This window comes from Sorangium sp. So ce375 (genome assembly GCF_051473855.1).
GTDB lineage: Bacteria > Myxococcota_A > Polyangia > Polyangiales > Polyangiaceae > Sorangium.
Genome location: NZ_CP150335.1, coordinates 1,618,432 through 1,641,857, shown reverse-complemented (window position 1 = coordinate 1,641,857; position 23,426 = coordinate 1,618,432). Strand labels below are relative to the sequence as shown.

The window sequence follows — 23,426 nt, the reverse complement described above, 5'->3', positions numbered from 1 at the left end:
CCCACCGCGCTCGCCGCCGCGCAGTCGACCGCGCTCGCCGCAGCGCGTATCCTCTGCGCTGATGGACGACTCCCCCGCCGGACAGGGTGCCTCGCCTGGCGCCCGCGACGTGCGCGCCGCGCACGCCGGCCCGCGCCTCGCTGCCCGGGCCGAGCCGCCGCCGGGCGACGCGCCTGCGCCGCCGCGCGCGCGCCGGCTCGATCGGCTGACCGGGCTCGTGCTCTTCGCCGCCGCCACCGTCGTGCTGCTCCCGACGGCGCCGGTCGTGCTGCGTGCTGTCGCGGGCGATCGACCGCCGGTGCAGGGCGCCGGCCGGTTCGCGCACCTCCTCGAGGAGCGTTCCCCGGCGGGGGGGCGCGCGCAGGCCCGCCCTCGCTTCCGGTTCGACGAGGAGGAAGGCGACGACGAGCGGCAATCGCCTCACGAGGACGGCCCTGCCTTCGACGACGAGGAGGATCCGCGCGCGCCCGCGCCCATCCAGGCGGGCATCGCCTCGCGCAGCATCACGCTGCTCGACGAGCCGCGGGCGGACGGCGCCCGGGTCGGGGCCGTCGCCGCTGGCGAGGTCGTGATGATCGTGCGCGAGTGGGGCGAGTGGGCGCACGTCCTGAAGAGCGACGGGGGCACCATGCTCATGGGCTGGGCGCGCCGGAGCGAGATCGCCATCCGATGAGCGCGCGGCCGCCGGAGTCGCCGCGCGCCTACCGCGGCCGCCTGCTCACCCCGATCGCCGCGTCGCCGGACGGCGCGGCGGTTCGCTTCCTGGACGACGCGTTGCTCGTCGTCGGCGGCGACGGGCGCATCGCCAGCGTAACGCCGTTCGCTCCGGGCGCCTTCCGAGGGCCGGTGCTCGACCTGCGCCCGGCGGTGCTGCTGCCTGGCTTCATCGACGCGCACCTTCATTTCCCGCAGACCCGCGTCATCGGCAGCGCCAGCGGCCCGCTGCTCGACTGGCTCGAGCGGTCGGTCTTCCCCGAGGAGGCCCGCTTCCGCGACGAGGGTTATGCCGCGCTCGTCGCCGGCGAGTTCACGGGTCGCCTGCTCGCGTCGGGCACGACGACGTGCGTCGTCTTCTCCAGCTCGTGCGCCCGCGCGACCGACCGGCTGTTTCACGCCCTGCTGTCGGCCGGCCTGCGCGGCATCGCCGGCCTCACCCTCATGGACCAGAGCTGCCCGGAGGCGCTCCGCGTCCCTTGCGACGAGGCCATCGCCGCGGCCCGGGATCTCGTGCAGCGCTGGCACGGCGGGGGCGACGGCCTCCTCGAGTTCGCGATCACGCCCCGCTTCGCCCCGACCTGTTCCCGTCCCTTGATGGAGGCGGCCGCGCGGCTCGCCCGGGATCATGACCTCCTCGTGCAGACGCACGTCGCCGAGAACCCGGCCGAGGGGGAGGCCACGTTGCGCGCGCACCCGTGGGCGCGCGACTACGTCGACGTCTACGACCGCGTCGGCCTGCTCACCGGGCGCGCCCTGCTCGCACACGGCATCCACCTCTCGCCGCGCGAGTGGGACCGCATCGCGGAGGCGGGATCGTCGATCATCCACTGCCCCGACTCGAACTTCTTCCTGGGCAGCGGCCGCATGCGCCTCTCCGACGCGCGCGCCCGCGCGGTCTCGGTCGGGCTGGGCAGCGACGTCGGCGCTGGCCGCAGCTTCGACATGCGCCGCGGCATGTCGAGCGCCTTCGACAACGCCCATTGCCTCGGGGATCGCCTCTCCCCGGCCGATCTCTTCGTCATGGCCACGCAGGGCACCGCCGACGCCGTCGGCCTGGGCCGCGCCATCGGCAGCCTCGAAGCCGGCAAGGAGGCCGACTTCATCGCCCTCCGTCTCCCCGAGCACGTGCTCGGCGAGGCCGCCACGCTGAACCACCTCGTCTTCGCGTCCGACGCGACAGTCCAGCGCGCCTTCGTGCGCGGCAGCCCCGTCTACCCCTGACCTGCCCCCTCGCCGTCCCGCCGAGCCTCCTCCTCGGCGGCCTCATAGACCTCGAGCTCCCAGACGAGGATCTCGAAATCTCGCCGCAGGATGTACCGTGCGCCGTCGTCCCCGCGCACCTTGAAGTAGAGGTGATCGCCTCCGGGCCACCGGTCGAGGATCTCCGTCACCCGCACGCGGCGCCCCCCCAGGGTGACCGTCTCGGGCTCTTCGCTCCCGCCGTGGCCGGCACGGCACGCCACATCGACCCGCATCTGCCTCTCGCGCAGGGTAGCAGGTGCGGGCGCCCGGCTCCCGCGATCCCTCCGAGGAGAGGGCTCGCTCGGCCGGGCGCCCCGGGATGGCGGCGCTCCCGGGGCGCCGCGCCCGGGAGCGCCTCCTCGCTCAGTTCGGGTTGACCGAACAGCCGTAGAGCAGCTCCATGCCCGCGGTGTTGTCCTGCGCCGCCATGGCGCACGTGTCCTCGCACAGCTGGATGATCCCTCCCTCGATATAGAAGGACTGGGACGTCCCCGCGCACGCCTCGAGGTTCTTCACCTGGGAGAAGGTCTTCTTCTGTCCGCCGTCGCTCGGCGTGAACTCGATCTGCACCGTGCCCAGATCGATCGAGTGCCCATCCGGCGCCTTGGGCACCTCGATCTCGCACGCCAGCTTGGCGCCCGAGATCACGCTCTTCGCGATGGCCTCGAACACGGCGTCGTAGGTGGCGTGCTGCTGGATCGGGTATCTCAGCCCGCCGGTCATGACGCTGAGGACCTGATAGGTCGTCCCGGGATCGACCGAATCTGGCCGGCACTGCTCCCAGGTGGCGGGCGCCTCCGGCGGCCAGGGGGCGGTCATCGGGTTGTTCTCCTTGATGCCCACGAAGCTGAAGAACTTGTAGTTGCGCGCGTCCTTCGAGCCGAAAAATTCCGGCGCGATCGTCATGAGGGCGGTGTCGAAGGCCTCTGCCGAGAGGGTGCCACCGGCGACGTCCTTGTTCTCATCATCCGCGGTGTCGAAGAGCTTGATGTCAACCCCCTCCTCGGAGACCTCCTTGTCCGCGCCGAGCGACTTCGTCGTGCAGTCGACGCCGTCATCGGTGATCTCGACGAACACCTTCAGCGACTCCTCCCGCAGCCACTGCGACCACCCGGGCGACGTGGTCTCTCCCCTCGGCTGGATCGCCCCCTTCAGCGTGTCGATCGCCAGACAGAGCGAGTCGAGGCTGCCGATATCCAGGTTGTACTGGAAGAAGTGCGGCGGATTGCTGTTCGGCTTCTGTGGGATCGGCGAACAGCTCCCGCTGCCGAGCGGCGCCTCGATGCAGACCGACTGGTCCAGCGTCGAGCTGCCGTGCCTCGAGAGCATGATGACGCGGTAATCGATCTTGCTCGCATCGATGATCGAGGCGAAGTTCTGGTTGATGTTCCGCTGGACGCTGTTGATCTCGTCCGTCATGCTCCCCGAGTTGTCGATGATGAAGATGATGTCGGCCGAGCGCTGCTGGTAATCGGCCTGCAATCGGGTCGCGACGCACGCCGTGTCCTCGTTGAGCGACGCGTCCTTGTCCCCGGCCCCTGCATCGGTGTCGAACCCGCCGCCGTCCCCGAACCCGCTCCCGGACGTGTCGCCGCTGCTGCTGCTCCCGCCGCTGCCGCTGCCGCTTCCAGAGCCGTTATTGCCGGAGCTCGCCTCACCACCCCCGCCGGAGCACCCACCGATGGCTGCCGCCGCCGCAAGCAAACCCAAACCAACCAGCCCAACAAGCGTCTTCGTCGAGAGCTTCAAAATGGACCTCCCAATCGGGGGGCGCGACAATGCGCAACGACGGATGTTACCAGACTCACGTCCCGGTGGACGCGATCGGAATGAAATAATCTAGGCCGACATGAGGTAGACAACCGACCACCGTTGTCGGTCCAGGGACCTTGTCCACGACCGTTCGACTCGCGATCTGGGACAGGCTCACCAAAGGAGCGAGGAGATGGCCGAGCGCGGGAGAATGGGAGTGATGCCGGACGAGGCGGCCCCGAACGGCCCGGCGAGACCACCCTCGGGCACACGCGGCGAGCGCTGCGCACAGCCATCCTGACGGCTCCCCAGGGCCGCTCCGCGACGGGAGTCGCAGCTCTGCGACGGGGGAGGCGCTACACCGCGCCCTTCGAGGCGACGAGCTCGCGCGCCGCCGCGAGCAGGCGCTCGGGGGTATTCGCCTCGGGCTCTTCGGTGACGAGCTCGACGAGGTGCTCCAGCAGCTCACCGACGAGCCGGCTCGGCGGAATGCCGAGCTCCTTCATCAATCGATTGCCGTTCACGGCGAGATCCTTGGCAGAGAGCGCCGCGCCCGCCGCGAGCAGCGCCTCCACGCGCTCCCGGAGCCGCCCAATCGTGGCGATGTCCTCGCTCACCTCGCGCCCCTTGCCGAGCGCGTCGGCGACGCCGATATCGTAGAGATCCGGCGCCAGCGCCGGCGTCACCCGGCGGAGCCAGCGGCGCACCGCCGCGTCCGTCCAGGTGTCGTCGTAGCAGATCAGGTGGTGTCGGATGAGCGCCACGATCCGCGCGCGCTCGTCGTTGGAGAAGCGGAGCCGCGCGAGGATCGGGTCGGCCATCTCGGCCCCGACCCGCTCGTGCTCGTAGAACGTATAGTCCTTCGTCTTCTCGGAGAGCTCGCGCGTCCTCGGCTTCCCGATGTCGTGCATCAGCGCCGCCACGCGGAGGATCGGATCGGGCTTGCACGCGTCGAGGCAGGCCATCGCGTGCCCCCACACATCGTACGCGTGCCAGCGGTTCTGCTCGCACCCGACCGACTCCATCATCTCCGGGCAGGTGATCGCGAGCAGATCCGTCCGGCGCATGATCTCGAACGCCACGCTCGGGCGGCGCGCGCGCATCGCCTTCAGCCACTCGTCGCGCACCCGCTCCGCGCTCACGCAGCGGAACGTCTGGTGCGACCGCGCCGTGCCCATGGCGCGCTCGGTCTCCGGGTCCAGCGTGCCCTCCAGCGTCGCCGCGAAGCGCGCCGCGCGCAGCACCCGCAGCCCGTCCTCGGCGAACCGCTCGCCCGGATCCCCGACCGCGCGGATGACCTTCGCCTCGAGGTCGCTCCGCCCGCCGAACGGATCGATGAGGTGCCCGTCCACCGGGTCGATCGCGATGGCGTTCATGGTGAAGTCCCGCCGCGCGAGATCGGCGGTGATGTCGTCCACGAACTCGACCCGGTCCGGCCGCCTCCCGTCGCTGTAGGTCCCGTCGCCGCGCAGGGTCGTCACCTCGTAGGGCACGCCGCGCACGACGACGGTCACCGTCCCGTGCTGGATCCCCGTCGGGATGACCTTCCGGAACGCGGCCACGACCTCTTCCGGCCGCGCGTCGGTCGCGACGTCCCAGTCCTTGGCGTCCTGCCCGCGGAGCAGGTCGCGCACGCAGCCGCCCACGATCCAGCCGCGCTTGCCGCGCTCGCGGAGGCGCCGACAGATGCCGAGCACGTCCTCGGGGACGGCGTCGATGAGGTGATCGATCCGGGTCACGCCAGCGGCTTATCACGGGGCCCGGCCAGCAGGGCTCCCGCCGAGCGAGCGCTCACTTCTTCGGGTGAGCCCACGGGTCCCGGACATCCGGGTTCTTGGGGGTGCGGGTCGCCTGCGGCGGCGGCAGCCGGCCTGTCCCGCTGGGCCTCACCTTCGGACGGCCCTTGTCGTCGACCTCGACGAGCTCCACGAGCTTGCTCGGCTCGGTGCCGTCGAGCACCACCGTGCTGGGCTGGTACCCGTCGGCCCGGATGTCGATCGCCACCTTCTGCCCCTGCTCCACGTCGATGCTCGCCGGCAGCTTCAGCTCCACGCCGTTGCGGTAGCCGACCGCCGTCACGGGCAAGGCGGCCAGCGCGACGACCGTCTTCGGGACCGGCGGCGGCTCGGTGGGCGCCGGCTTGGCGGTGGGCGCCTCGACCGGCGGCGTGTGCGCCTGCTGGGCGCTGTCCCTCGCCGACCCGCTCGCGCCGATGACGAAGATCGCGGTCACGATGCCCACGGCGGCCGCCGCCCCGGCGACCCACACGTAGCGGGGCCACGGCGAGCGCGGCGGAGACGGAGGCGTCGCGGGGACGATCACCTTCGACGTCTTGAAATAATCGTGCGGCACGTTGAAGCCGCCCGAGCGCGCCATCATCTCCGCGACCGCGCCCGGCACGCCCCCGCACCTCACCTGCTCGAGGTCGGCGTGGAGATCGCTCATGGTCTGGTAGCGCGACTCCGGCTTCTTCGAGAGGCACTTCAAGATCACCGCCTCGAGCCCGGGCGGGCAATCGGGGCCGCCGACGAGCGCGCGGATGGGGACCGGCGCCTTGTACATGTGCTGCGTCAGGATCCCCATGAAGTTGTCGGCGTTGAACGGGAGCTGGCGGCTCACGAGCTCGTAGAGCATCACGCCGAGCGAGTAGATGTCGGTCCGGTGATCGATCGGCGCCCCCGCGGCCTGCTCCGGGGACATGTAGTGCGGCGTCCCGAACACCGCGCCGGCGCGCGTCAGCTTTGTCGTCGTGCTCGTCGACACCTTCGCGATCCCGAAGTCGAGGATCTTCACGAAGTTCGGATCGCTGCCGCGGGCGACCACGAAGACGTTGTCCGGCTTGAGATCGCGGTGGATGATGCCGGCCTCGTGCGCGGCGGCGAGCCCCGCGGACAGCTGCTGCGCGATGTGGCAGATGCGGTCCATCGGCAGCTCGTTCGGCGAGTCGATGAGCTGCGCCAGGCTCACGCCCTCCAGGTACTCCATGACGAAGTACGTGGAGCCGTCCGGCAGATCGCCGAAATCCGAGATATCGACGATGTGCGGGTTGCCGATGCTCGACGCGGAGCGGGCCTCCTGCACGAAGCGCTCGAAGATCTCGCGGTCCCTCGCGAGCTCCGCGCGGAGCACCTTCACGGCGACGCGCTTGTCGATGACCTTGTGGCGGGCGAGGTAGACGAACCCCATCCCGCCCTCGCCGAGCAGCCGCTCGATCTTGTACCGGTGGTCGAAGGTCGTCCCGATGTACGGATCCTTGGCGCCAGGCGGCCGCCGCTCGCGCGGCTCGACCTCGTCCGGCGGCGGGATCTCCAGGGAGGGCTCCCCCTCGCTGATCGGCACCGGGCTCATCCGCTCGCTGACCTCGTCGGCGTCGGGCTCGCTCTGCCGCCCGAGCCGCGGGGCCATCTGGCGCAGCGGCGGCGGGGCTCGGAAGCTCGGCGGAGCCCGGAAGCTCGGCGGCACCTCGCTCGCCGGCCCCTCGACCCACCCCGCCCTGGAGGGCCTCGAGGAGGGGCGGAGCTCGACCTCCACCGGCACGTCGTCATCGGCGCCGCTCGGCTCCACGGACGGCGCGAACGCCGCGACACCGGACGAGCGGGCCCCGCCGGCCGCGCTCTTGGGGCGCGACGGGGGTGCCTCCTCGAGCGCGCCATCCTCGGCGTTGAAGACTCTGCTGCGCGCGGTGTGGTGCTCGTTTTTGGTGGCGCTCATGAAAGGCTCGCGGGCAGAAGTGCACGCCACATGCCGGCAGCTGCGGCAGGGGTGGATTCTAGCAGGCGTTCGGTCCGGGAAGCGAGAGCATGCGGACGTCGCGCGCGAAAGGTCGCGCACGGCGTGTCGAGCCGTCGCCGACCATGGCGCGGCCCAGCGTGCCGCGCGCGCCGCGTTCTGCTAGGAGGGCACCGCGATGAGCTACCCTATCGAGGTCGCGCTGCGATATCTCGGCTCCAAGAAGCGGGCGTTCATCTCGGTCGGCACCACGTTCGCGATCCTCGGGGTCGCGCTCGGGGTCGCGGCGCTCGCGACCGTGATGAGCGTGACCGGGGGTTTTCAGGCGGAGTTCCGCGAGAAGGTCCTGGGCGTCAACGCGCACGTCCTGGTGATCAAGTACTCGACGGACTTCCGTGAGTACCGCTCGATCATGGAGCAGGTCTCCAAGGTGCCGGGCGTCATCGGCGTCGCGCCGTTCAGCATCAACCCCATGATGCTGACGCACGGCGACGCGACGGCGACGGGCGTCCTCGTCAAGGGGGTCGACCCGGCGAGGAGCCTCGGCGTCGGGGCCGACGGCGCCTCCACCCCTGTGCTCGACCTGCCCCGGCACATCCTCCCGGGCGGCGATCTCGCCGGCCTGCGGCGCCCGGGCTCGAAGCCCGCCGAGCGCGCCGTGCCGTCGTTGCCTGACGTCCCCCTCCTGGATCGGGACGCGGGCGCGCGAGGCGCGCTCGAGCCGGACACGGACACGCGCGGCGCGGGCGCGCAGGACGCGGGCGCCGAGCTCGATCTGATCAAGGCCTACGAGGCGCGGATCCTCGAGGACGAGCGCGCCGCGGCCGCGCGCGACGCCGGGGCCGCGCCCCCCTCGCCTGCGTCCGAGCCTGACGGCGCCTCGGACGCCGCGGCCGAGGAGGCCGAGGTCGCGATCGCCGAAGGCGCCCCGCGGGGCGCGATCGAGCCGCAGGGCGGCTATGGCAGCGTGCTCCCCGATGACGACGAGCTGCCGCCCGAGGTCGATCCGGACCCCTGCGCCGACAAGGAGCAGATCGCCAAGATGCCGGGCATCGTCATCGGCGCTGCGCTGGCGAAGAACCTGTCCCTCGACCTGGGCCAGTGCGTCACCGTCACCTCGCCCACGATCGGCTTCTCGTTCGCGAACGGCGCCATCAAGCCGCCGGTCGCCAAGCGGTTCCGGGTCATCGCGATCTTCGAGGCTGGCTTCGAGCAGTACGACACCAAGCTGGCGTACGCCGATCTCTACGAGACGCAGGCGTTTTACGACCAGGGTGACACGGTGACCGGCGTCGAGATGAAGGTCGAAGACATCGACAGCGCGAGCGGCATCGCGCGCGAGATCAGCAAGCTCCTCGGCAGCGGGCTCTATTACACGATGGACTGGGAGGAGCTGAACCACGGGCTCTTCACCGCGCTGCGCATCCAGCAGATCGGCATGAGCGCGGTGCTGGCGCTCATCATCGTGGTCGCCGCGTTCACGGTCATCGCGACGTTGATCATGGTGGTGCTCGACAAGAAGAAGGAGATCGCCGTCCTCAAGGCGATGGGCGCGACGGACGGCGCCATCCTGCGCATCTTCCTCTACCAGGGCGGGATCATCGGCGTCGCGGGCACCACGCTGGGCCTCTTGCTCGGCGTGGCGGTGTGCAAGGGGCTCCTGGTCTACGGCTTCCCGCTCGACCCGAAGGTCTATTTCATCTCTCGCCTCCCCGTCCAGGCGCGCCCGCAGGAGTTCGTCATCACGGGCTGCATCGCCATCCTCATCTGCCTCGCGGCCACGATCGTGCCCAGCCTCTACGCCGCGCGCCTCCGCCCCGCCGAGGGCTTCCGCGCGCAGTGAGCTCCCGTCCCCCACCCCGCGCGGCGAGCCCCCTCTCCGGGGGCCGTGCGTCTCGGAAGGACCTCCCGCCCCGCAACCCCGGCCAGCGCGTCTAGCGCCGCGTGGCGGAGTAGATCTTCTGCTGCCCGCCCTTGTCGGACGCGAGGTAGAGCGTGCACTCATCGGGAGAGAGCGACGGCGTCATGACGGCCACGCTCGGATCCAGGTTCGGCAGCAGCATCCTCGCCGGCTGATCGCCCGCGGGCAGCCCGTCGCTCCCGAGCGCCACGTAGAAGCTCCGCAGCACCGACGCCGCCGCGCACTCGCCGCGCGCGCTGTAGCGCGCCTGAAAGAAGAGCAGGCGACCGTCGGGCGTCACCCACGGGGCGAGGTCGTCTCCCTGCGCCGGGCAGTCGCCTGGCAGCTTGATGTCGAGCACCTGCGCCGCCGCGTCCTCTGCGCGCTTCGTGACGAGCCGGCTCGTGGTCCCCCCGCCCTCCTGGTGCCTGTTCATGAACCAGTACCGGTAGGAGGACGAGGACGACCCGAGCCCGTAGGCGACCGCCACCGAGCGGCTCCCCCCGTCCGGGTTGAGCGCGGCGAGCGCGTCCACCTGGGTCGCGTCGAGCGCATCCGCGACGAGCAGCAGCGGAAGGCTCCCCGGCGCGGTGGGGACGCGGTCGAAGAGCAGCGAGCCCCCGGGGAAGGCGTCCCGCGGCGAGGGCGCGTCCAGGGGCAGGAGCAGCGGGCCCGACTCCTGGCCCTCGGCGTCGACCATGGAGCTGGAGAGGACCTCGCCGGCCGTCCAGGGCCGCCCGGTGGCCGTGGCGATCTTCGTGTCGTCCGATCCGAACTTGGCCGTGTAGACGAGCCGGAGCGTCGCGCCGCCCTCTCCGGCCTCCGCGCGCACGCGCGGGAACGCGGGCACCGCCCCCGCCACCGCGATCTCCGAGAGCGCGCCGAACGACAGCACGCCGCCGCGCTCCGCGCAGGAGACGCACGTCTCGCTGGCCGTGCAGAACTCCCCGTCCTTGCACGCGCTGCACCCGCCCTCTCCGCCCCCTCCCGACGCGGAGGACGACGCGGCCGACGCTCCGCCTCCCCCACCTCCCCCGCTGCCTCCACCCCCCTCACCGCCGGCGGCGCCGTCGCCGCCGCCGCTCGACGACGTGGACGCGGCGCTCGCGGCGGCCACCGTGAACCGGTCGCCGCAGCCGGCGAGCGCCGCCAGCGCCAGCTGCGCGGCGAGCGAGAAGGTTCCGTAGAAGCGAAGCGTGCGCACCCGAGCTGCCTCCTGTCGTGGTCCCGCCGCGCGGAGCCGGCGCGCGCGGTCAAGACGGCTTGTTGTAGTCCGTGTCCTCGAGAAGGATGACGTTCGTCTTCGAGCGGGTCTCGCCGACGCTGGTCACGTAGACCGCGGGCTTGTCCTGCACCGGGCACACCTTCTCGCACGCTCCGCAGCCGATGCACAGCGACGGATCGACGTGCGGACGCTGCACGTGGACCCTCTTCATCGGCGGCTCCTTGCCGGGCTCGGCCGCCACCGGCTCGCGCTTCGGGATGTCGACCTCCTCGACCCAGATCGCCTTGGGCGACGTCGGGCAGAACTCCTCGCAGACGATGCACGGCACGCTCATCGACCACGGCAGGCAGCGCCCCTGATCGTAGAACGCGGTGCCGATCGAGATCGGCTTCTGGCCGATGCCCATCTTCTGCTCCTCGGTGATCTTCTGGATCGCGCCGGTCGGGCAGACGTCGCCGCAGAGGACGCAGGAGTGCTCGCAGTACCCGATGCGCGGGATGACGATCGGCGTCCAGAGCCCCTCGATGCCCGCCTCGAAGAACGCGGGGTGGATCGCGTTGTTGGGGCAGACCTTCATGCACTCGGCGCACCGGATGCAGCGCTCCAGGAACTCGCGCTCCTCGACCGAGCCCGGCGGCCGGATCACGCGGTGGTCGTAGTTCGCGTCGAGCACGTCGGCGATGCGCGCCGTCGGGATGATCACCGCCCCGGCGGCGGCCGTCGCGAGGGCGGTGCGGCGGCCCGTGTCGGGCGTCACGAGGGCGCTCTTCCGGTTCGGCAGGAAGCGGAACTTGATGACGTCCTCGGGGCAGGCGCTCTCGCAGTTGAGGCACATGTGGCACTCGTCCTGCCGCCACTTCACCCCGCCCTGGGGCGAGTCGGCGCCCTGGCAGTGCACGAGGCACAGGTTGCAGTCGGTGCACTTCGCGTGATCCTTCTGCATCCCGAAGAGCGCGAAGCGCGCGAACACGCCGAGGAATGCGCCGAGCGGGCAGAGCACGCGGCACCAGAACCGCGGGATGAACCGGTTCATGAAGAGGATCGCGACGAACAGGATCCCGACGAACCACGCCTGGTGGAAGTAGAACTGCTTCGTCTGCCACACGCTCGCGGCCAGGAAATCCTGCGCGTGGTCCGCGGCGACCTGCACCGGCCGGCTCCCTGTCCCCGCCGCGGAGCCGGTCACCACGCTGGCGACGTACTGCGCGGCCGGGATGACGGCGAGCCCGATCGCCCGGACCGCCACGCAGATCGGATCGAACAGCCCCCCGATCACGCTGCCGGCCACGCTCGCCGCGAGGAAGGCGTACATCAGGTAGTATTTCACCCGCTGCCGCGTGTACGTCTTGTTCGCCTCGACGCGCTTGCCGCCCTTGCCGTAGCGCGACGGGAAGATCCACCCGAAGAAATGGTGGAGGGTGCCGAAGGGGCAGATCCAGCCGCAGAACACGCGCCCGAAGACGAGCGTCAGCGCGAGGATCCCGAGCGACCAGAGCAGCCCGCGGTAGACGGTGTGCGTCGAGAGCAGGGTCATCGCGCCGACGAACGGGTCGGCGAGGAGGAAGCCCTCGACGGGGAGCGGCAGGCGCACGCGCGCCTCGGCGGAGGCGAACGAGCCGCGGAAGCCCGTCTGGAACAGGAAGTAGAGGAACAGCCCGAGGCAGCCGGCCTGCACGGAGCGGCGCACCCAGACGAGCACCTGGATCACCTTGCGCGCCGGCAGCCCCGAGCCGGGCCGGCGCTTCGGGGCGGGCCGGACGATCGAGCCGGCCTTGCGCAACATGCGCGACAGCGCGGCCCAGCGGGCCTCCTTCGCGGCCGCGCGGGCCGGCGTCGTGCTCGGCGCGGCGGGCGGCGTCGCGCTCGGCGCGGCGGGCGGCGTCGCGCTCGGCGCGGCGGGCGGCCGCGCGCTCGCCTTCGCGGGCGCCTGGGCCGCCGAAGCCGCCGGTTCACGGTGCGCCGGCGCGGCCGGCGTCGGATCGGGGTTTGCCATGAGTGCTACACCTCGGCGAGCCGCAGGTTCTGCCAGTGCATCGTGCCCAGGCCCCGGTCGTGGCCCATCTTCAGGTACGGGATCTCCTCCGGCTTGCGGCCGATGAGCTGGCAGCCGTAGGCGTCGGCGGCGACCTGGTCGGTCGTCGCGATCACGGTGTGCATGTCCTTCGCGTCGGCGACGTTCCCGCCCTGCGGCCCGTTGCGCATGAGGACGCGGACGGCGTCCACGATCGTGAGCGTGGGCTGGATGAACGTCGCGAGATCGGCGATCGACACGTCGATGTTCTGGTGGAGGCGGTTGCGCCGGCCGCCGAGCGCCCCGTACCAGTTCTTCATCGCGGCGGTGTACTTCGACAGGTTGTGGTGCTTGGCGATGGGGACGTTGATGACCTTGTCCGCGTTGACGAGCGGCGTGTAGACGGGCCAGTCGTCGAGCACCTCGCCCTTCAGGCGCATGCCGCGGAAGCGGTGCGCCGCGGGGATGACGACCTCCGCGCCGACGTCGTAGGCGGCCTTCCAGATGCCGGAGCGCTGGAAGCAGCGGTTCGGCTCGTTGCACGACGCGTCCGTCACGAGGACGGTCTTCGCGCCGGCGTCGTAGGCCAGGCGCACCACCTCGGCCACGACCTTGGGGTTCGTGTTGGCCGCGTGGATCGGCGTGCGATCCCAGCCGATGTTCGGCTTCACGACCACGACGTCGCCGCGCGAGATGAAGCGGCGCATCCCGCCGAGCGCGTCGACCGCCTTCCGGACCAGGGCGGCCGGGTCCGGGGCGCCCTCGGCGAGCGCCTCGGCGCCGGCGCGGGCGACGACGAGCTGCGGCAGGTCGGCAGGAGCGTCGCGGAGCCTGTAGTCCCGCGTCTGCTGGCGCTCGGCGGCGGCGGCGGCGCTGCCGCCGCGGTCCCACCGGGCCGCCGCGAGACCGCCCGCGCCCCCGAGGACGAGGCCCGCCGCGCCCAGCCGACGCAGCACTTCACGTCGAGAAATGTCACCCATGGCCCTCGTCTTCCCTGGACCTACGGATAGCCTCCCCAGGCGGTCGCCACAAGCAGAGGCGGCCTGGCGGCGGCGACGTCCGCCGCCTCCCCGGCGCTTCCAGCGACGGCGCTCAAGGAGGAGCCGCGGTGGACGTCGTCGGGGCTGTCGGGACCGCCGGGGCCGCTGGCGTCGCCGGAGCGCCCGTGGCGGGGGGAGCGCCCGTGTTCGCAGGCTGAGGCGCAGGCTGCTGCGCTTGGGGCGACTGCGGCGCCGCGCCGCTCGCGGCGGGCGGCGCGTGCGCCGGCGGCGGGGCGGCAGGCTCGTCCGGCTCGTACGGGTCGGCCTTCAGGCGATCGCGCTCTGCGATGCAGCTGGCGCGCTCCGCGTCGCACGCGGCCCGCAGCTGCGCCATGGAGGCGAGCTCGGCGGAGCGCTGGTCGACGAGCGCCCTGGCCTCGTCGCGCTCGGTCGCGGTGGTGGCGCGCGCCTTCTCGACCTCGGCGAGCCGCTCGCGGTCGGCCATCGAAGCCTTCTGCGCGGCCGCGGCGCCGTCCTCGCAGATCTTGAGGCGCGCCGCCTGGTTCGCGTGCAGCGCCTGGATCTCGCGGGCGTGCTCCGCCTCCGACGTGGAGCCGCTCTTCTGGAGGGTGGCCAGCGTCGCGTTGAACTCCGCGCGATCCTGCTCGCGGGCGCCGCGGCACGCGATCGCCTCGGACTGGGCGATCTGGTGGCTCGCGACGCAGGTGTCGAGCTTGTCGAACGACTCGGCGCCCCGCTGGCGGGCTTGCTCCAGCTCGTTCGCGAGCCGCAGGGTCTCGCGCTTCGAGAAGCCGAGCAGCACGACCGCGCAGCCCACGAGGGTCATCGCGCCGGCCGCGATCCGCGCGCGCAGGTACGAGGTCTTCTGCTTGATCCGCAGCCGCTCCGCCTCGCGCTCCGCCTCGCGCTCCGGCTCGAGCAGCACGTCGAGCTCCTCGGCGAGCTGGGTCATCGACGGGCGCTCGTTCGGATCGATCGCGAGCCATCGCTTGAGCGCGTCCTGGAACATCTGGCGCGGGCGCCCGGTGAGGTCTGGCAGCGCGTTGTCGGTGAGCGGCTTGTCGGCGCGGACGTCCTGCGCCTCGGCGAGCTGGGTGCGGCTCTGCGCGGACTCGCCCGGGAAGTCCCTGGGGTTCACGAGCGAGTAGAGCAGGGTCGTGGCGAGCCCGTACGTGTCCATCTTCTCGGAGAGCGGCACGGCGCCGGGGAAGCCGTTCAGCGCCCGGAGCTGCTCGGGCGAGGCGTAGAGCGCGGTGCCGGCGCAGAAGGAGGCCTCTCGCTCCGCGGCCACGCCCAGGTCGAGCAGGATGGGGTGGACGCGGCCGGCGAACCTGGCGAGGAAGATGTTGTCGGGCTTGACGTCCTGGTGCCGGAGCCCTGCGGCGTGCAGCGCCTCGAGCCCGCGCGCGACGGCGAGGAAGATGTCGTGCGCCTCGCGCATGCCGAGGGGGCTGCGCTCGAGGCGCTGGGCGAGGGTCTCGCCCTCGTAGACGGGCATGGTGAGCCACACGTACTCGGCGTTCATGCCGTGGTCCTTCAGCTGGACGACGTGCGGGTGCCCGACGGTCGCGAGCATGACGAGCTCTCGCTCGACGTTCCGCATCGCGTACAGCGAGCGGGGCATGAGCTTGAGGGCGACCTGGTGCTCGGGGACGTCGATCCGCTGGGCGACGTAGACCTTGCCGAACATGCCCTGCCCAAGGAGGCGCCCGAGGCGGTAGAGCCCGCCGACGATCTGGCCGACCTCGGGGAGGATCGACGGGCCGCGGCTGCTGCTCCTCGCGGGGTCGTCGGTCCCGCCGCGCGAGGTGGTGCGCACCAGGCTGGACGGATCCGCCACCGTGACGGCGAACGCGTGGACGATCGTGGTGCGGAGGTTCGGGTCGACGGGCGGCACGGCGATTGCCAGAGTAGCGGAAGCGGCGAGCGCTGAGAAAGAAGCCGGCGGGCGGAAGACGGCGGGCGCGGGGCGTTTATTCGAGGAGGCTGGCGGAGGCGCCGGGGGGGCTCACCTTCTCCCGCCTTTGCTCCGCCGGTGTGTGTGCTGTGCCCCGGTCCTCGCGCTCTGGATCGTTCGCCGCGGGGAGATGAGCGCCGTGCGCTGCGGGCTCAGCCTTCCAGCGGCACCGCCGGCGCCGCTGGTGAAGGCGTCGTCGCCGCGGGCGCCGCCGACGCCTTGGCCCGCCGGGCCGCTGCCCGCTTGCGGCGCTCGTACGCGCTCGTCACCTCGCGCACGATCTCCGGCTGGCCGCGGAAGACGAAGCGCGCCGCGTTCCGCACGAGGCCCATGCGCTCGACAAGCAGCGTCGCCAGCTTGTTGCGGAGCAGCAGCGCGTCCTGCGCCTGCCTGGAGATCGCCTCCGCCTGCGCCGGCCGGCTCCGCAGCTCCGCCGCCACGGCGCGCGCCTCGTCGAGGTGGGCCGCCTCGAAGCCGCCGAGCCCGTCGATCACGTCGCGGTGCTTCTCGCCGAGCAGCGCATAGTCGTCCAGCGCGCTCGCCAGGGCGTCGGCCGAGTCGGGATCCTCCGCGTGCGCCGCGTCGATGCGGGCCAGCATCTCGTCCTTTGCGTCCTCCACGCCGTCGTCGAAATAGAAGCGCAGCGTCGCCGAGATCTCCCCCAGCAGGAACTTGCCGCGCTCGCGGGGGCTCGCGTTCTTCTCGACGGTCAGGAGATATCGCGTCTGCGCCTCCTGCGTGGCGCGCTGCAGCGAGAGGATCTCTTCTGCCGTCCTCGGCCCGAGGCGCGCGGCGTCCCCCTTCTTGCCGTCCTTCGGGACCGCCGACTCGAGGCCCAGGCGGGTCACCCGCTTCTGGGCATCGACCTGTGTCTTCCAGTACTTGTCGCAGAACTTCGCCACGTCGACCGCCTCCCCGAGGAGCACGTGCAAGGGCACCGTGATCGCCGGGAGATTGCCGGCGCTCATCTGCTGGACGACGTCCGACCACTGCTCGATATCGCTCTTCTTCTTCGCCATCTCGACCTCCCCTGGGTTGCTGCGCCGGACCCCTGTCCGGACCGGCAATCCCGGGCATCCATTCCGGAGAGCCGTGAACCGGGCTCCCCCTTCACGACGACCTCGACGCGAGACCCCCGAGCTCGTGCGCCCCGAGCCGTCCAAGACCGTTATCGAAGCGCGCGAGACTCGGGAGCTTCGCGACTCGGCACAGGGATACACGCGGCGTGCCTGGACAGAACGGCTCCAGGGACAGAGGACGATGCGCCCGGATGTCCCTGGCGCGTTACCCCCTGTCCCTCACGGCCCCCTCCCGGTCCCTGACGCTTCGCCGCGCGTCCCTGACAAGCCGCATCCCTGTCCCTGGCGGGACCACCTCGGCCCGCGCGCGGCTCTTGCCCTTGTCCCTGGTGGCGATCTCTGTGTCCCTGGCGGTCGGTTTCCTGTCCCTGGAGGCCGCCCTCGGTCATCGGGTCGATGCGATGGTTGAGGCCAGGAGTTCACTCTCCTGACAACTTGCCGCAAGAGCTGTTACGGGCGACCGGGGCGTCGCGCGGAGCGACGTGTGTGTGTCGTCGGGAGCGCCGTAAGCCGATGCGGGATCGCGCAATCCTTTGCGCGAGCGTGGGAAAGCGAAACGCCCCCACTGGAGCGAGAAGCTCACGCGCAGGGGAGCGTGCTGGCGTGGTCGATGCACCACGGTGACCGGCATGCGCCACGGTGCGCAACGGTGCCACCTGGCGCCGTGAGATCGGGAATTCACGCAAATGTTCGCAAAAGCCGCGCTCGTGCTCGCCGCCCTGGAGCTCGCCGGATGTGCCGCCATTCGCTCACCATCGGCGCCGCCCGAGCTCTCCCACGCGCTCACGGCGATCCGGGCGGCGGAGCGGGAGGGCGCGGGCGCGGACCGGCGCTCGGCGATGCACCTCGCGCTGGCGAAGAGCGAGCTCGCGCAGGCGAGGCGGCGGCTGTCGGTGGGCGACCAGGAAGGAGCCCGCTGGCTGCTGCGGAGGGCCGAGGTCGACGCCGAGCTCTCGGCGCTCATGGTGAGGGAGGCGGGGCTCCGCGACGCCGCGGGCCGCACGCTGGACGAGGCGAGCACGCTCGCCAGGCGGGCCGAGTGAGGGGCCGCGTGCGCGCCGTGGCCCCGCTCGCGCTGGCCCTCTCGCTCGCGGGGTGCGCCCGGAGCGCGGCCGGGCCGCCCCCCGAGCTCGTCACGGCGCGCGCCGCCGTGGTGCAGGCGCAGGACAACCCGCTGTCGCCGCTCGCGATCGCCGAGCTGAAGCAGGCCGAGCAGGCGCTCGCGATCGCCGAGCGCGAGGCGCGCAAGAGCCCTCGCTCCCCCGCCGCGCGCGACGCCGCCTACGTGGCGCGGCGGAGGGCGCAGTGCTCGCTGCTCTCGTCGCTCGTGCGCGCGAACCAGAGCGCGCTCGCGCGCGCGCGGAGAACCCAGCGCGCCGCGGAGCAGCAGCGCCCGCGCGCCGGCGGCGAGCCGGAGCCCGCGGCGCCCTCCCCTGCCGACGACGCCGAGCTCGACATCGCGCTCGATCGCGCCCGCGCGCGGGCCCAGCAGTCCGCCAGGTGATCGCGGCCGTGCTCCCGCGCCGCGGCGCCGTCGCGCTCGCGGCTGCGCGACCGCGCGCCGCCTTGATTTGCCCTCGGAATCCGCGCAGATCGGCCTGAGCGCCTCCGTACCCGGCGTACCGCCCCGGGCGTCAGCGCGGCCTCGCCGGAGCGATTTCTCCTGGGACCGGCCGATTTTTGGATCCAAGATGCGCGCGACGCGCCTCCGCCGGCGGCGAAAGCATCCCGGAGGTCAGCGACGATCGAAACTCGAAGTTCGAAGTTCGCTGGGACAACCGGTCCCGCGTGCGAGGAGAGCGCGATGAACGAAGGCGCGAACGTGATACTGGTGCCCGTCGACTTCGAGGAGGCCTCGATGAAGGCCATCGAGCTCGCGAGGGATCTCGGCGAGAGGCTGGGGCACCGGGTCGTGCTGCTGCACGTCTACCAGCTCCCGGTCTACACCTACCCCGGGCTCGAGCCGGCGCTGATGCCGGGGTTCCACGCCGAGGTGAGCGCCGCCGCGTCGCGCGCGGTCCAGCAGCTCTCGGGGCAGACGGGCGGGCTCCCGACGGCGCTGCGCGAGGGCGATCCCGCGACCGAGATCCTCGCCGCCGCCGAGGAGCAGAAGGCGGCGATGATCGTCATGGGCACGCACGGCCGCCGGGGCATCTCGCACCTCTTCCTCGGGAGCGTCGCCGAGCAGGTGATCCGGAAGAGCAACGTCCCCGTGCTCACGGTGCGCGTGACCGGCTGATCCTCCGCGGGCATCTCTCGGTGGACGGGCCGGCGAGGCTGCCGGCCGGGGCGCGGGCGCGGAGGGCCGCGCTCGACGTGGGTTTGGGCGGGCTCGACCGCGCTCGACGTGGGTCAGGGCCCCGGCTTCTGCGTCGCATGCGGCGCGTGGAGTTCCTCGCATGTCGACCGTGTCCCCGCGCGATCTCGCGCTTCCGCCGAACCTGGTGAGCCTGGCCCGGCTGCCGCTGGCGGCGCTGTTCCCGATCGTGGCCACGCAGCCCGCGCTCGCCCTCACCGTCCTCTGCTGCGCAGGGTTGACGGACGTGCTGGACGGCTGGCTCGCCCGCCGCCTCGATCAGGTGACGCCCACCGGGGCGATCGTCGACCCGATCGCGGACAAGGTGTTCGCTCTGACGGTGGTGGGCACGCTCCTCGAGGGCGGCGCGCTCCCCCTCTGGGGCATCCCGGCGCTGCTCGCCCGCGAGCTCCTCGAGCTGCCGCTCGCGCTCTGGATCGCGGTGAGCCGCCGCTTCCAGGGCACGCGCCTGTCGACGGCGAGCGCCAACATCCCTGGCAAGCTCGCCACGGTTGTGCAGTTCGCGGCGGTCTTCGCCGCCATCGCGCTCCCCTCGACGCTGCCGGCGATGCTCGCCGCGTCGGCGATCGCGGGCGCGGCCGCGGGCGTCTCGTACTGGGCGCGCCAGCTCCGCCGCGTGCCCGGCGCGGCGTAGGCGCCATCAGGGGGCGCGCCTGGTGTAAGGTCGGCCGCGGAGGCGCGTTGGGCGCCTGTGACCGGCTCCATGCTCCGAGGAACCATGCGAAGAACGCTGCCCGTCTGGGCTCTCCTTGCCTCGCTCGCCGGCCCTGCCGCCTGCAGCTCCGCGCCGTCGGCCGCGCGCGACGCCGCCAGCGCGCCGTCCTACGCACCGCCGCAGGCCCCGATGGCAGGCATGCCTTCCGAATCCATGCGGATCGCCCAGTCGGTGAGCGAGGAGTCGTACGAGGTCAACGCGTCGGCGGATCTGGCCAAGGCTGCGCCGCCGCCGGCGCCCGGCGGCGCCCAGCCCGCGCCGGCCAGGCCGGCGTCGACCGCGGCGGCTCCGCAGCCTGCGCCCACGTCGCCCGGCGCTTCCCCGCAGGGCGCGCCCGAGGCCGCCGCCGATGCGCACTCGCCCCTCCTCGTTTACACGGCGGACATCGCGATGGCGGTGTTCGAGGTGGGCGCGTCGCTCGGCAAGGTCGAGGCGCTCGCGCGGGATCTCGGCGGCTTCCTCGCCCGCCGCGACGATCGGACGATCACCATCCGCGTCCCTGCCGCCCGGTTCGACGAGGCGCTGAAGCGCCTCGAGGGGCTCGGCGACATCCTCCAGCGCAACGTGGTCGCCCAGGACGTCACCGAGGAGTTCCTCGATCTCGGCATCCGCATCCGCAACGCGCGGGCGGTGCGGGATCGCCTGGAGAAGCTGCTCGACAAGGCCGCGAAGGTCGAGGAGTCGATCCAGCTGGAGCGCGAGCTCGCGCGCGTGTCCAGCGAGCTCGAGCGCCTCGAGGGGCGCCTCAAGTTCCTGCGCGATCGCATCGCGTTCTCGACCCTCACCGTGTCCTTCCAGCCGCGCTCGACGGAGAGCATCGCCCCGTCGGGCCCGCGGCTCCCCATCGACTGGCTCAACGAGCTCGGCCTCTCGCGGCTCCTCAACCTGTGAACCGGGCGCCTCCGATGAACCATTCCCTTCGCCACGCCTTCCTCCTCCTCGCCTCGCTCACCGGCGCGGCGGCGCTGCTCGGCTGCGGCCGGCCCTTCGTCCCCGCGACCCCGCCTGGGTTCGTCGATCTCGGCGATCGTTACGGCGACGACGAGTACCGCGCGACCACCGCCGAGGGGCTCGTGCTCGGGATCCGTGCGTTCGAGAACGATCCGAAGGGCGACCTCGCCTTCTGGTCCCGCGTGATCGAGAAGCGGCTGCGCGAGGGCGGCGGCTACGCGCTGCTCGGCAAGACGGACGTGAAGGCCCGGAACGGCCTGCCGGGCGTCCAGCTGCGCTTCGGGCACGACGAGGGGAAGGAAGCGCACCTTTATTACCTCACCGTCTTCGTCAACGACGATCGTGTCTTCCTCCACGAGGCAGGCGGCGCGAAGGCGCTGGTCGAGCGGCACCAGCAGCAGATCGACTGGGCCATCCGCAACTTCCTGCCGGAGTGACGCGCGCGCTGCCGGCGTCGGCGGCGCGCGCTGTCTGCGTCGGCGGCGCCGCCCCGCTTGCTCGCGGAAGCCCTGTTTGCTACCTGGCGGACGTGCGTTCCCGCCCCATGCCCTGTGACGCGCGGCAGCGCCGGTCGATCCACGCGCTGCTCCTCGCCCTCGCGGCCACGCTCGGCAGCGCCGAGGCCCTGGCGCAAGGCGGAGGAGAGAGACCGGACGCCACCGTGCCCGCGCCGCCCTCCGGGGACGGCGCCAAGGCAGCGCAGATCCTCCGCGAGATCGAGGGCCGCGTCGCGGCCTCGCCCAGCGCCGCCACCGGCGAGAAGGCCGCCGAGGGGGAGAAGATCTCCGCCGAGACGCCGAGCGTCGAGCCGACCGCGGCGAGGGGGTCGGCGAGGAGCGCCGTGAAGATCGTGGCCGAGCCGGTGGCGCAGGCGAAGCGCGCGCTCCAGCGCGCGGACGGCGCGCGTGCGGCGGGCGACACGACGAACGCGCGGCGGCTCGACGCGGTGGCCCTCGAGTGGGCGGAGACGGCGAGGACGCTGCTGCGCGCGGCGGCGGCGGAGGAGGAGGCGGCGGAGGCCGCGGAGAGCGCGCGCGAGGTCGAGACGAAGCTCGAGCGGGCGCGCGCGCTGCTCGAGGAGACGCAGGCGCGGCGAGGCCGCGCCGCGGCGGAGCTCGAGCGGATCGAGGTCGAGGCGCGCGAGGCGAGCAGGGCAGCGGCGGACGTCGAAGCGCAGCGGATCGAGGCCGGCAAGAAGGCGACCCAGGGGGCGACGGCCAAGGGGACGGCGGCCAAGGGGGCGACGAAGGCGACGGGGGGAGCCGAGCGGGCGCCCGCAGCCGCGCCGGGCGCGGGGGCCAAGGGCGGCGCCGGCAAGGCGACGGCTCCGGTGGGCCAGGAGGGCACGCCTTGAGCGCGCGACGACTCGCGGGGATCGCCGTCGCGGGGGTGCTCCTCGGCGCGTGCGCGCCGATCCCGAGGCCAGCGGTGCTCGATGAGCTCGATCACGTCCGCGCCGGGGCAGCCGCCGCCGAGTCGAGGCGGTACGCGCCGGGCGCGTTCGCGCGCGCGGAGAAGCTCCGCGGCGATGCGCTCGCCGCGCTCGAGAGCGAGGATCGATCCGGGGCGCAGATCCTGGGCGAGCAGGCCATCGCGGCGCACGCGCACGCGCACGCGCTCTCGCGGGCGGCTCGGGCCGAGGCGGCCGCGACCGAGGCGAAGGCGCAGCGATCGGCCGGCGAGGCCTCGCTGGCGGGCCTCGAGGCCGAACAGTCGCGCGTCGCGGCCGAGGTCGATGCGCTCGACATGCGGACAAAGGTCGCCCGCGACGCGCAGCCTGTGGTCCCGTCCGGCAAGGCCGATACGGATCGCGAGAAGGCGCGCCTCGCCGCGGCGCGCTCGCTCGCCCTCCAGGCCCGCCTGCTTTGCGGCGCGGCGCGCCTGCTGATCACGCCTGCACCGCCGGGCAGCGCGCAGCCCGCGGGCGCCAGCTCCGCCAGCGCGCAGCCCCCGGGCGCCAGCTCCACCGCGCAGCCCGCGGGCGCCGGCTCCGCCAGCGCGCAGCCCCCGGGCGCCAGCTCCACCGCGCAGCCCCCGGGCGCCGGCTCCGCCAGCGCGCAGCCAGCAGGCACCAGCGCGCAGCCCTCAGACGCCAGCGCCGGCAGCGCGCAACCCGGCAGCGCCGAGCTCGCCGCGCAGCTCGAGGGGGCGACCGCCGCGATCAAGAAGCTCGACGCAGAGCTCGCGGAGGCGGGTCGCTCCGCCCGCGTCCTCCCCGCGCCCATCGATCAGGCTTCCCGAGCCCGTGCAGGCTGCCTCGCCGCGCTCACCGCCGCGCGCCGCGCCGCCACGCCGGTGACCCGTGCGCCCGGCGCCGGCGATGCGCTCCTCACGGAGCTCTCGGCCGCAGGCACCTGGTCGCCCGTCCGCGACGATCGCGGCATCGTCGTCACGCTCCGGGGGCTGTTCTCCGGCAACGCCCTCACGAAGGCCGGTGAGGCGCGCCTCCGCGACCTCGCGCTGGTCGCCACGGCGCACCCCTCCTTCCCCGTGGCCGTGGTCGTGCACACGGACCGCGACATCAGCGCCAAGGAAGAGGCCTCATGGGCGGCGCGCGCCGATGCCGTCGTCCGGGCCCTCGGTCCGGCGCAAGGTGCGGCCGGCGCGGGGGCGCCCGGGAGCCCGTCCATCGCGCCGTTCCTTGCAGGATCCGCGGCCCCGGTGGTCGATCCAGGGGGCAGGGAGCGCGCCCGCAACGCCCGGGTCGAGATCATCTTTGTAACCCCGGAAACCCTGTGAGGCGCGATGGTCCCGGCCGCCGGAACTCCGCTCGCCTCGGAGAGTCGTTCTCGATGATGCGCTCTTCCACCTTCGCCCGAAGCGAAAGCAA

General features: G+C 72.6%; 20 protein-coding genes. 11 read left to right on the top strand and 9 right to left on the bottom strand.

The window, feature by feature from the left end; genetic code table 11:
* The first annotated feature begins 61 nt into the window (after positions 1-61).
* Together WME90_RS06275 and WME90_RS06270 are read left to right on the top strand one after the other, a co-directional pair.
* Positions 62-673, top strand: a complete 612-nt coding sequence (locus WME90_RS06275; protein ID WP_437280160.1) for an SH3 domain-containing protein — start codon at positions 62-64, stop codon at positions 671-673.
* Positions 670-1,938, top strand: a complete 1,269-nt coding sequence (locus WME90_RS06270; protein ID WP_437280159.1) for a guanine deaminase — start codon at positions 670-672, stop codon at positions 1,936-1,938. The genes WME90_RS06275 and WME90_RS06270 overlap by 4 nt, the downstream gene beginning before the upstream one ends.
* On the opposite strand, the gene WME90_RS06265 is transcribed toward WME90_RS06270, so the two are convergent.
* From WME90_RS06265 to WME90_RS06250, 4 genes are all read right to left on the bottom strand, one after another.
* On the bottom strand, positions 1,929-2,192 hold the full coding sequence (locus tag WME90_RS06265; RefSeq protein ID WP_437280158.1) for a hypothetical protein: 264 nt from the start codon (positions 2,190-2,192) through the stop codon (positions 1,929-1,931). The two genes, WME90_RS06270 and WME90_RS06265, sit on opposite strands and share 10 nt — an antisense overlap.
* A gap of 130 nt (positions 2,193-2,322) precedes the next feature.
* Positions 2,323-3,708 carry a hypothetical protein gene (locus tag WME90_RS06260; protein WP_437280157.1) on the bottom strand — a complete coding sequence of 462 codons (1,386 nt, stop codon included), beginning with the start codon at positions 3,706-3,708 and terminating at the stop codon, positions 2,323-2,325.
* A 359-nt stretch (positions 3,709-4,067) separates the two neighbouring features.
* On the bottom strand, positions 4,068-5,450 hold the full coding sequence (locus WME90_RS06255) for a CCA tRNA nucleotidyltransferase (RefSeq protein ID WP_437280156.1): 1,383 nt from the start codon (positions 5,448-5,450) through the stop codon (positions 4,068-4,070).
* A 52-nt stretch (positions 5,451-5,502) separates the two neighbouring features.
* Positions 5,503-7,422: a protein kinase domain-containing protein gene (locus WME90_RS06250; protein WP_437280155.1), complete on the bottom strand. Its 1,920-nt coding sequence runs from the start codon at positions 7,420-7,422 to the stop codon at positions 5,503-5,505.
* Positions 7,423-7,618: 196 nt separating this feature from the next.
* Between WME90_RS06250 and WME90_RS06245 the strand changes: the two genes are divergently transcribed.
* Entirely contained in the window at positions 7,619-9,283 is a 1,665-nt protein-coding gene (locus WME90_RS06245) for an ABC transporter permease (protein WP_437280154.1), read from the top strand.
* Between the two features lie 91 nt (positions 9,284-9,374).
* Here the strand turns inward: WME90_RS06245 and WME90_RS06240 are convergent, their stop codons facing one another.
* The 5 genes from WME90_RS06240 to WME90_RS06220 all read right to left on the bottom strand — a co-directional run bounded on the left by WME90_RS06240 (position 9,375) and on the right by WME90_RS06220 (position 16,553).
* Entirely contained in the window at positions 9,375-10,544 is a 1,170-nt protein-coding gene (locus tag WME90_RS06240) for a hypothetical protein (protein ID WP_437280153.1), read from the bottom strand.
* A gap of 49 nt (positions 10,545-10,593) precedes the next feature.
* Entirely contained in the window at positions 10,594-12,558 is a 1,965-nt protein-coding gene (locus WME90_RS06235; RefSeq protein WP_437280152.1) for a 4Fe-4S binding protein, read from the bottom strand.
* Between the two features lie 5 nt (positions 12,559-12,563).
* Positions 12,564-13,556 carry a DUF362 domain-containing protein gene (locus tag WME90_RS06230; RefSeq protein WP_437280151.1) on the bottom strand — a complete coding sequence of 331 codons (993 nt, stop codon included), beginning with the start codon at positions 13,554-13,556 and terminating at the stop codon, positions 12,564-12,566.
* 112 nt (positions 13,557-13,668) lie between these two features.
* Positions 13,669-15,474: a serine/threonine protein kinase gene (locus tag WME90_RS06225; RefSeq protein ID WP_437280150.1), complete on the bottom strand. Its 1,806-nt coding sequence runs from the start codon at positions 15,472-15,474 to the stop codon at positions 13,669-13,671.
* A gap of 212 nt (positions 15,475-15,686) precedes the next feature.
* A complete protein-coding gene (locus tag WME90_RS06220) occupies positions 15,687-16,553 on the bottom strand; it encodes a hypothetical protein (RefSeq protein WP_437280149.1) in 867 nt (288 codons plus the stop codon).
* A 746-nt stretch (positions 16,554-17,299) separates the two neighbouring features.
* Between WME90_RS06220 and WME90_RS06215 the strand changes: the two genes are divergently transcribed.
* The 8 genes from WME90_RS06215 to WME90_RS06180 all read left to right on the top strand — a co-directional run bounded on the left by WME90_RS06215 (position 17,300) and on the right by WME90_RS06180 (position 23,335).
* Positions 17,300-17,656 carry a DUF4398 domain-containing protein gene (locus WME90_RS06215; protein ID WP_437280148.1) on the top strand — a complete coding sequence of 119 codons (357 nt, stop codon included), beginning with the start codon at positions 17,300-17,302 and terminating at the stop codon, positions 17,654-17,656.
* A complete protein-coding gene (locus tag WME90_RS06210; protein WP_437280147.1) occupies positions 17,653-18,117 on the top strand; it encodes a hypothetical protein in 465 nt (154 codons plus the stop codon). The genes WME90_RS06215 and WME90_RS06210 overlap by 4 nt, the downstream gene beginning before the upstream one ends.
* A gap of 300 nt (positions 18,118-18,417) precedes the next feature.
* Positions 18,418-18,852 carry a universal stress protein gene (locus tag WME90_RS06205; protein ID WP_437280146.1) on the top strand — a complete coding sequence of 145 codons (435 nt, stop codon included), beginning with the start codon at positions 18,418-18,420 and terminating at the stop codon, positions 18,850-18,852.
* 160 nt (positions 18,853-19,012) lie between these two features.
* The gene (locus tag WME90_RS06200; RefSeq protein WP_437280145.1) at positions 19,013-19,564 is read left to right on the top strand and encodes a CDP-alcohol phosphatidyltransferase family protein; all 552 of its coding nucleotides are present in this window, start codon (positions 19,013-19,015) and stop codon (positions 19,562-19,564) included.
* An 84-nt stretch (positions 19,565-19,648) separates the two neighbouring features.
* Entirely contained in the window at positions 19,649-20,536 is an 888-nt protein-coding gene (locus tag WME90_RS06195; protein WP_437280144.1) for a DUF4349 domain-containing protein, read from the top strand.
* Between the two features lie 14 nt (positions 20,537-20,550).
* Complete coding sequence (locus WME90_RS06190) at positions 20,551-21,033, top strand: serine/threonine protein kinase (RefSeq protein WP_437280143.1); 483 nt, start codon at positions 20,551-20,553, stop codon at positions 21,031-21,033.
* Between the two features lie 107 nt (positions 21,034-21,140).
* Positions 21,141-21,950, top strand: coding sequence for a hypothetical protein (locus tag WME90_RS06185; protein WP_437280142.1), 810 nt, complete (start codon positions 21,141-21,143; stop codon positions 21,948-21,950).
* Positions 21,947-23,335 (top strand): hypothetical protein, encoded by a 1,389-nt coding sequence (locus WME90_RS06180; protein ID WP_437280141.1) that lies wholly within the window; start codon positions 21,947-21,949, stop codon positions 23,333-23,335. The genes WME90_RS06185 and WME90_RS06180 overlap by 4 nt, the downstream gene beginning before the upstream one ends.
* The last annotated feature ends 91 nt before the right edge of the window (positions 23,336-23,426 follow it).